This is a genomic window from Acinetobacter sp. UBA3025 (assembly GCF_002367915.1).
GTDB lineage: Bacteria > Pseudomonadota > Gammaproteobacteria > Pseudomonadales > Moraxellaceae > Acinetobacter.
The window spans coordinates 542-10413 of sequence record NZ_DFDO01000245.1 but is presented as its reverse complement, the minus strand read 5'-3'; the positions used below and the strand labels follow the sequence as shown (position 1 = coordinate 10413).

8 protein-coding genes are annotated in these 9872 nt (G+C 44.5%); 5 read left to right on the top strand and 3 right to left on the bottom strand.

Features of this window, described 5'->3' with window-relative positions; translation table 11 throughout:
- From B4J23_RS10460 to B4J23_RS10440, 5 genes are all read left to right on the top strand, one after another.
- Positions 1-1063: MFS transporter (locus tag B4J23_RS10460; RefSeq protein ID WP_291360504.1), on the top strand; the 1063-nt coding region annotated here is incomplete at its 5' end.
- 51 nt (positions 1064-1114) lie between these two features.
- Positions 1115-1900 (top strand): GH25 family lysozyme, encoded by a 786-nt coding sequence (locus B4J23_RS10455; RefSeq protein WP_291360502.1) that lies wholly within the window; start codon positions 1115-1117, stop codon positions 1898-1900.
- A gap of 143 nt (positions 1901-2043) precedes the next feature.
- On the top strand, positions 2044-3099 hold the full coding sequence (dinB, locus tag B4J23_RS10450; protein ID WP_291360500.1) for a DNA polymerase IV: 1056 nt from the start codon (positions 2044-2046) through the stop codon (positions 3097-3099).
- Positions 3100-3321: 222 nt separating this feature from the next.
- Complete coding sequence (gene shiA / locus B4J23_RS10445) at positions 3322-4617, top strand: shikimate transporter (protein ID WP_291360498.1); 1296 nt, start codon at positions 3322-3324, stop codon at positions 4615-4617.
- 4 nt (positions 4618-4621) lie between these two features.
- Positions 4622-4978 (top strand): RidA family protein, encoded by a 357-nt coding sequence (locus B4J23_RS10440; RefSeq protein WP_291360496.1) that lies wholly within the window; start codon positions 4622-4624, stop codon positions 4976-4978.
- A gap of 80 nt (positions 4979-5058) precedes the next feature.
- Here the strand turns inward: B4J23_RS10440 and B4J23_RS10435 are convergent, their stop codons facing one another.
- The 3 genes from B4J23_RS10435 to B4J23_RS10425 all read right to left on the bottom strand — a co-directional run bounded on the left by B4J23_RS10435 (position 5059) and on the right by B4J23_RS10425 (position 9755).
- Positions 5059-5607: a DUF2726 domain-containing protein gene (locus tag B4J23_RS10435; protein WP_166136543.1), complete on the bottom strand. Its 549-nt coding sequence runs from the start codon at positions 5605-5607 to the stop codon at positions 5059-5061.
- Positions 5608-6006: 399 nt separating this feature from the next.
- On the bottom strand, positions 6007-8397 hold the full coding sequence (locus tag B4J23_RS10430; protein ID WP_291360506.1) for a YgiQ family radical SAM protein: 2391 nt from the start codon (positions 8395-8397) through the stop codon (positions 6007-6009).
- 143 nt (positions 8398-8540) lie between these two features.
- Entirely contained in the window at positions 8541-9755 is a 1215-nt protein-coding gene (locus B4J23_RS10425; protein ID WP_291360493.1) for an MFS transporter, read from the bottom strand.
- Positions 9756-9872 lie beyond the last annotated feature (117 nt).

Here is a 9872-nt window from a genome sequence, read left to right as displayed (position 1 = left end):
TCGGGTATTTCAAGGTATTGCCGGTGCTTTGCTGCTTCCAGTCGGACGACTGGCCATGCTGAAAATTATTCCTCGTACCCAGTTTCTATCCGCCATGAGCCTGATGAGTCTGGCCGGACTAATGGGTCCTTTAATCGGTCCAACCTTAGGTGGCTGGATGGTGGAATACCTGTCCTGGCACTGGATTTTCCTGATCAATCTGCCGATTGGTCTGCTGGGTGCATTGATTACCTTTAAAGCTATGCCCAATATTACCGAACCGACGGTACAGCGTTTTGATTTTGGCGGTTTTATTCTACTGGTCATCGCAATGATCGGCTTGTGTCTAGGGATTGAAAACTTTGCCAATCCACAATATCCACTATGGTGGAGCTTAAGTCTGGTCGGAAGTGGCCTGATTGCCTCACTCATCTACGCCTACCACTCGCATACTCATCTGAACGCGCTTTTTCGCAGTAAATTATTTAAAAATAAGATCTATTCGATTGGCATTCTGGGTAATTTCTTTGCCCGACTCGGCGGCAACTCGATTCCGTTTTTATTGCCTTTAATGTTGCAAGTCGCTTTTGGTTTCGAACCTTTTATTACCGGTTTACTGATGATTCCAACGGTACTCGGTTCTTTAGCATCTAAACCGATTATCCGCAAAATCATTCAACGTTTTGGTTATCGTAGAGTCTTGTTGATCAACACCTTGCTGGTCGGTCTATGTATCGCCAGTTTTGCCTTGACTACGGCGGAGACTCCAATTTGGTTACGTGCTATACATTTCTTTGTGTTCGGGATTCTGAATTCGCTGCAATTTGTCTCAATGAATACGCTGACTTTAAAAGATTTAAGCCAGCAGAATGCCAGCAGTGGTAACAGTTTTCTGTCGATGATCATGATGCTGTCAATGAGTATCGGGGTGGCACTGGCAGGTACGTTGGTGAATATGTTTAGTGCCTACTTCGGCCCTGAACAGCTGGACAATGCCTTCCACGTTTCTCTGCTCTGTCTGGGCTGTATTAATATTATTGCTGCCTATATTTTCTGGCATATCCCCAAAAACACACCAGTCTAGGGCAGAATATATACTCGATATGAATATCCGTAAATCAGGCCACCATTCACAATGAAAGCAGCTCCCACCTCTAGCAACTGGAAAAAATACTCAGTGATTGCAGTCGGGCTGCTGATTACACTTGTGGTGACGTCTGTGCTTTATCTGCTGTTTTTCAAACAGCCATCAGCGTATGCAGCAGATTATCCGATTCATGGTTTCGATGTTTCCCATCATCAGAAAGAAATAGACTGGAAGCAAATCCCGAAACAGAAATATAAATTTGTCTATTTAAAATCCACAGAAGGCGGCGATTTTAAAGATACCAAGTTTCAGGAATACTGGCTGCAGGCCCGCGAACAGGGCTTTCTGGTCGGTGCTTATCATTTTTACCGACTTTGCCGTGATGGCAGCATTCAGGCTCAGAATTTTATAGAGTCTGTCCCACGTAAAAGTGATGCCCTGCCTCCTGTAATGGATCTGGAATATGACAGCAAGTGCATTAATCACTACTCCAAAGAGCAGCTGCTCAAGGAAATCCGGATCATGCATGATGCCTTAAAACACCATTATGGCAAGCAGCCGATCTTCTATGTGTCGAAATCTTTTTATAATATCGTGCTGGCGGGAGAGTTTACTGACGTACCGCTCTGGGTACGTGAGTACCAAGGTTTACCAGATTTAAAGGGTCAGCCTAAATGGACCTTCTGGCAACATACCAGTCAAGGTAAAATTCCCGGCATTGCCCGTACTGTGGATCTCAACGTGTTTTATGGCTCAGAGCAGGACTGGATCAAATTTTTACAGAAGAACAGTATTCCCACCCAGGATCAGCCCAAGCCTCCGGCCAAGAAATAAACCCAATTCCTCACTGATTCAACCATGAAATGGATATTGGGTCATCTAGGCAGGATATGCTTCATATTGAATGATGCTTTAGCCTGTTTACTTGTCAATCCGGTCTCTTCCCAATCCAGCTAAAGCCACTTAAGATACTGGATATGCGCAAAATTATTCATATCGATATGGATGCCTTCTACGCCTCGGTTGAGCTACGTGAACGTCCAGAGCTGAACGCTCTACCTGTGGTGATTGCCTCGCATCATCCGCGGGCAGTAGTGGCGGCTGCCTCCTATCCGGCCCGCGAGTTCGGACTACGCTCTGCCATGCCGATGACCCAAGCACGTAAACTCTGTCCTCAGGTCATCGTGATTGAACCGGATTTTGCCAAATACCGTCAGGTTTCTAGTCAGATTCATCAGATATTTCAAATTTATACTAAAGTGATCGAACCGTTGTCTTTGGATGAAGCTTATCTGGATGTGACAGAAAATTTACAGCAGATTCCAAGTGCCACTGAAGTGGCAATGCGCATTCGTGAAGATATTTTTCAAGTTACCGGACTAACCGCTTCTGCCGGCGTGGCGCCGAATAAATTTCTCGCTAAAATCGCCTCCGACTGGCATAAGCCGAATGGAATCTGTGTCATCAAACCTTCACAAGTACAGCGTTTTATTCAGGATCTTCCACTCAAGAAAATTCCCGGTGTAGGCAAAGTCACTCAAGAAAAACTAAAAAGTTTGAATCTGGAAACCTTGGGAGATTTACAGCAGATTGAAGAAGCAATCCTGATTCAGCATTTTGGCAAATATGGACGGCGTCTATTTCTATATGCTCGAGGCATTGATGATCGGCCAGTCGAAGCTGAACGGGAACGCCAGCAGATTTCCAAGGAAACGACTTTCGATGATGATCTGTATTTACCGCAATGCCAACCTTACTGGCAGCCATTAATTACCCAGCTTTGGCAAAGTCTGGAAAAAAAGCAGCTTTCTGCCCGCGGAGTTACTGTGAAGCTGAGAATGAAAAATTTTCAGACCATGCAGCATAGTAAAAGCTTCAGCCAGCTGCTGCGTAGCCCGCAAGAACTGGAGCAGGCTTTACACTTACTGCTTCAAGAGATGCATATTACTCCTCAACTGCAATTCCGGCTGATTGGGCTTGGCGTTTATCAGCTCGCTGCACGTGAAACAGAAACGCAATTGCTGCTGCTTTAGGCCTATTTTGTACAAGTATTAGACGTTAGTTTAAAAATACGGCAACTTTGTTTTTACATTTTGAATTTTTGGAGTACTCTATCTGCGCAATGCATTATCCATGTATGTGCTGAGATGCTGAAAATCACCTTTACTTTCAGCATACTGTCCTGTGATTGGCGTGACGATCAAATCCGAATATTGCAGGGCAACTCTGATGTATCTCATGGAATCCCTCCCTGCATGTCCTCTGTAAATTCTTCTGTTATTCAAGAACGACGCGCGCGTAAAGCGGCGTTATCCAGTTTTGTTGGTGCTGTTGTCGATTGGTATGATTTTCTCCTTTACGGCATTGTTGCAGCCTTAATTTTTAAAGACCAGTTTTTCCCAAGCATTGGTGCCAATATGGGCACCTTGGCGGCTTTAGCGACCTTTGGTGTCGGCTTTCTGTTTCGTCCTCTAGGCGGTGTGGTATTTGGTCATTTCGGTGACAAGCTCGGCCGCAAGAAAATGCTGGTACTCACTGTCATCCTGATGGGGATTTCTACTGTCGGGATTGGTTTTTTACCTAATTTTGAAGCTATTGGCTGGTGGGCACCGGTTTTACTGGTGACCCTGCGTGCCATTCAAGGCTTTGCAGTCGGTGGTGAATGGGGTGGTGCTGCCCTGATGGCGGTGGAAAATGCGCCTAAAGGCAAAAAAGCCTTTTATAGCAGTGGCGTTCAGGTCGGCTATGGCGTAGGTCTGGTACTGGCAACGGGTGCGGTATCGATCATTATTGTTACACTGGGTGAAGAGGCTTTTGCTGAATGGGCTTGGCGTATTCCGTTTATTGCCAGTATCGTGCTGATCGGAATTGCGATGTGGATTCGCCGTGATCAGGATGAATCCCAAGAATTCGTAGAGAAAGTAATTAAGGCGGATCATCATCCAGAAAAACTGCCGATCTTGCAGGCAATCAGCAAACATCCTAAAGCTTTCTTTTATATTATTGCCTTACGTTTGACCGAACTGCTGACCATGTATCTGGTCACCAACTTTGCCCTGAACTATTCCACCAATAATCTGGGCATGGACAAACAGTTCTTCCTGAATATCACCCTGATGGTCGGTGCGATCAGTTGTTTCAGTATTCCTTTCTTTGCTTGGCTCTCCGATAAAATCCAGCATAAAACCATGTGTGTCTGGGGTGGCCTGATCGGTGCACTGTCTGCTTTCCCTTTCTTTATGGCACTGGATGCACAAAATACCTGGATGATTATTGTTGGCGCCATTCTACTGGCCAATGTCGCGCATGACATGGTGGTCAGCGTGCATCAACCCATCTTCACCTCGCTATTTGGTACAGAATACCGCTATAGCGGTGCCGGAGTCGGTTATCAGGTCGCCAGTATTATCGGTGGTGGTTTTACCCCAATGATTGCAGCATCCTTAGTGATTTGGGGTGATGGTTCATGGCATTATGTAGCCATCTATCTTGCGATAGGCTGCCTATTGACTGCATTAGTCGCAGCCTTGATGCCAAAAACCAAGGATTAAGCTGATGTCTGTTCAACGTTTGCATGTTTCACAACGCTTTTCTGAGATCGCCATTGCCGGCAATCTGGTTCATCTTGCCGGCCAGCTGGCCACAGACCTGGATCTGGATATCAAAGGTCAAACCCAGCAGACACTGGATATTATTGACCAGTTCCTAGCGGATGCCGGTACCGATAAAAGTCAGATCATGTCTGTGACGATTTATCTCAAAGATATTGAAAAAGATTATGCAGCGTTTAATGAAGTCTGGGATACCTGGGTATCGGATATTCAAGCCCTGCCCCGTACCTGTGTCGAAGCTAAATTATATGATCCACGCGTGTTAGTAGAACTGACTGTCGTGGCAGTCAAACCTGAATAGGCTTCTATTCAGGCCTAATTGCTACTCATGTAAAATAGAAAAAAGTATGCGCTTGGCATACTTTTTTCGTTTAGGTTCTATCAGTTTAATGCTTTGACTTTACGTCGTTCCAGATCTGAATAGAGATGATATTTTTTGAGATCATTCACAGCAGTAAATCTCTGGTCTTTACTGGAATGCTCCTGCTCACGCAGGAAATCTCCTCGTAACTGATAATATTCCGGTACATCTTCATAGCGAATGACCCGATAACCGGCCATAGTCAACAAGGCATCCTGAAATTGCGCCTGCTGTGGACGTTTTAAAATTACCGGATCATCTACAGCTACAATGGCAACAATCTGGTATTGCTGATCCAGAATCACAAAATCTGCAATCAGATCACGATACTTGTGCCGGGTACGACCAAATTTGGTAGTAAGTAGTGCATCATAAGAAACATGGGCCAGTACAATATAATCAGGCAATACTTCTTTCAGGCGTGTAAACGTCAGTTGTTCATTTGGATTAAAAATAGCGCGCTGTTTTAAGGCGCTGTCTTGCGGTTTTGGGCTATTCCTTAGCTGCTTCCATGCCATGAGCACGACACAGAACACCAAGAAACTCCCTATTATCATATAGGTGGTCATGACTCAATCCTTGCATTCTTATAATCATTCTTGTTTTATTGTTATCCAGTATAAACCCATACTATTTTTAAAATTGCCCTGCTACCATTCTGTGTAGAGACCAATACAATTCGTAGCAAAACTTGATTGCCGGTTACTTAAAAACCGCTTTTTACTATTTCAATAGAAATTAGGGTTAAATCCTTATACGCGACTGTAAAATAGTCTCCTGATAGATCGCAATATAAATCGGTTGAACTGTAAGACAATTCCGACAAAGTGTTATTTTTATATCATTTTTCAAAAATTTAAATCGACTAAAAATAAAATATTTTACATTTTAATTGAGAACCTGAAAGCCGCATCAATAAAGTCTGAACATAAAAAAAGACACCCGAAGTGTCTTTTTTATCAGCTTAATCAAGCACGTGATTTTGGCTTTGATTTTGCTTTAGGTTTAGGGCCGCCGAATGGCTTTTTCGCATCACCCGTTTCACGCGGTGGCAGACCAGTATGCTGGGTCAGAATCTGGCCTTTTTTCGGACGGTTATTTTGAGCCTGACCACGATTACCTGGGTTAGCAGTACGTTTCTGTGAATCACCCGCTACAGTCGAATTCTTCTTACGTGCAGACTGGTATTGCCCATCTGTACCAGCAGGTTGATAGGTTGGAATCAGATGCTGTTTCGAGTTACCAATCAGATCCTGACGCCCCATTTCCTTTAAAGCTTCACGCAATAAAGGCCAGTTGTTTGGATCATGATAACGCAAAAAGGCTTTATGCAGACGACGACGTTTCTCACCTTTCACGATGTCCACATCTTCAGTATAACGCGCGACTTTCGCCAGCGGGTTTTTACCGGTGTAGTACATGGTGGTTGCAGTGGCCATTGGTGATGGATAGAAGGTTTGTACCTGATCGGCACGGAAGCCATTCTTTCTCAACCAGATAGCCAAATTCATCATGTCGTAATCGGTGGTACCCGGATGCGCCGCGATGAAATAAGGAATCAGATACTGTTCCTTGCCGGCTTCCTTACTAAAACGGTCAAACATCTGTTTGAAGCGATCATACGTTCCGATGCCCGGTTTCATCATCTTGGATAATGGACCTTTTTCGGTATGTTCCGGCGCAATCTTCAGATAACCGCCTACGTGATGCGTCACCAGCTCTCTGACATATTCCGGGTTCAATACTGCAAGGTCATAACGCAGACCTGAGCCGATCAGAATCTTTTTAATGCCCGGTAAAGCACGTGCTTTACGATACAACTGAGTTAACGGTGCATGGTCAGTATGCAGGTTTTGACACACGCCCGGGAATACACATGAAGGTTTACGACAGTTCTTCTCAATCTCAGGATCTTTACATGCCAAACGGTACATGTTGGCTGTTGGGCCACCCAAGTCTGAAATAATGCCGGTGAAACCTGGAGCCGTATCACGAATTTTTTCAACTTCACGCAGGATTGATTCTTCAGAGCGGTTCTGAATGATACGGCCTTCATGCTCGGTGATCGAACAGAAAGTACAGCCACCAAAACAGCCACGCATGATGTTCACCGAGAATTTAATCATGTCAAAAGCCGGGAAGCGTGCATTACCATAAGATGGATGTGGCAGACGTGCATAAGGCAGGTCAAACACATAATCCATTTCTTCGGTGGTCAATGGAATCGGTGGTGGATTGATCCAGACATCACGTTCGCCATGTTTTTGTACCAAAGCACGCGCATTCCCTGGATTAGTTTCCAGATGCAGAATACGGTTGGCATGCGCATACAGCACAGGATCATTTGCCACTTCTTCAAAAGAAGGCAAACGAATCACTGCTAATTCACGTGGTGGTAATTTATGTTTAATTGCTTTAGATGCCGGTTGTAGCTGCACAATTTGCGTATCCGGGTCCAGGTTATCCCCTTCACGCACGATTGGATTGGCTACGACTTCTTTCTGGAAGTTCTGGTATTGGCTTAAGCTGTTGCCTTTATCTTTTTCGATTTCACAGCCGTCAATATCTTCGCTCATCACATACGGGTTGATGATCGGATCGACACGGCCAATGGTATCGACATCATTGGATGCAATTTCGACAAACTGGGCTTTCGCAGCACGGTTATGTTTATTGATGATGAATGCAGTACCACGAACATCGGTAATCTGATGAATCTTTTCACCTTTAGCCAGACGATGCATGATCTCAATGATCGAGCGTTCGCCATTACCGTACATCAACAGATCCGCTTTCGAATCCATCAGAATCGAACGACGAACTTTATCTGACCAATAGTCATAATGTGCGATACGACGTAACGAACCTTCGATCCCGCCTAACAGTACCGGCACATCCGGGAAAGCTTCACGACAACGTTGGCAATAGACGGTTGCTGCGCGGTCTGGACGTTTATTCGGCTGGTTATCTGGAGAATAGGCATCATCTGAACGGATCTTACGATCCGCCGTATAACGGTTAATCATAGAGTCCATATTACCGGCAGAAACACCCCAGGCAATATTCGGCTTACCGAGTACACGGAAGGCTTCTACATTGGTCCAGTCCGGCTGGGCAATAATCCCGACGCGGAAACCTTGTGCTTCGAGCACACGTCCAATGATCCCGGTCACAAATGACGGGTGGTCAATATAGGCATCACCGCAGACAAAAATAAAGTCACAGCTGTCCCAACCGAGTTGGTCCATTTCCTCGCGTGACATCGGCAAAAAAGGCGCGGGTTCAAAACATGACGCCCAATATTTGTCGTAATCAAACAACGCTTTAGGCGCAGTCTGAGCGGTATAAGCAGTAGACATGGCTAGCAATTCTCGGCTGGCAGATGGAAGATCAGAAAAGTGATCAAAGATGAAAGCCGAGTATTTTAGCATGAATTCAGCTCAGGTTGCTTGATTATAATTTATACAAAAACAGCTTTAAGACCTTTATTAGGAATATATACTCATCCTGATTTTGAAGAATCATTTATAGGTTTTAAACGCTGTGCCATCAGCAAGCCTAATCCTAAAATAATAGCGATAAATACACTTAGTCCTAACCATCCGGAATTTTCCCAGACCAGTCCACTCGAACTTCCAAGTAAGCTTGAACCCAGGTAGTAACAGAACAAATAAAGGGACGAACCTACCGCACGATATTGTAAGGATTGCACCGATACCCAGCTACTGGCAGTTGAATGAGCCGCAAAAAAGGAAAAGGTAAAAATCAGCAAACCAATAAAAACCAAAGCCAAGTTATCAATCAACATTAAGGCTAAGCCGAACAGCATGGTACAAAGCATGGCGGCAAGCACCTTATAACGTCCAAACTTTCTGCTCCAAGCTGCGGCTCGTGGAGAGCTATAAATTCCGGCCAGATAAGTAATCGAAATCAATCCTATCCAGACATGAGACAGTTCAAATGGCACTTGAATCAAACGATAACTCAGATAGTTAAATACCGAGACAAAGCCCCCCATCAAGATAAAGCCCTGTAGAAACAAAATTCTTAATTTGGGATCACTCAGATTCTGCTGAAATGCTCTGATAAAACGGCTGAATTGTATTGGATAAGCTTTAAAATGCCTGGACTTCGGTAGTAGAAAGTAGAAAGTTGCCGCGATACATAGATTCAGCAATCCAATAATCAAAGTCGCGGATTGCCAGGAAATAAAATCCACCAATGTTCCAGCAATCAATCGACCACTCATACCACCAATCGCAGTTCCGGAAATATATAGTCCCATGGCAAGACCCACATCCTGCTCTGCCACCTCCTCTCCGATATAGGTCATTGCCACTGCCGCTACGCCACTGACTGTGAGACCTATTAGCACTCGTGTGGCTAGAAATATCGACCAGATTGGCAGTAAAGCACTGAGTAACAGTAAGACTGAAACTGAAAATAAAGACCAGACCATAATCGGCTTACGGCCAAAACGGTCTGAAATCAGACCAGTAAAGATCAAGCCAACAGCTAGTGCAATCGTAGAGAATGAAAGCGGAAAACTGCTTTGTGTCGGAGAAATATGAAAATAGTCTGCCAGAATCGGCATCATGGGCTGGACACAATACAGCGATGAGAAAATCGCAAAACCCGCCAGAAATAAGGAGAATAAAATAGCTTTAAAAGCAGATGAACCATATGCGATATGGCTTGAAGATGAATTTGAGGACATATCCGCTCCATGAACCCGCTCAGTATACGCCTCAAAATTCGCTTTTTATGTGATGATTCAGTTTAAATAACCATCGAATAATTAATTTTCTTAAACCCCACGCATAAAAAAAGCCCC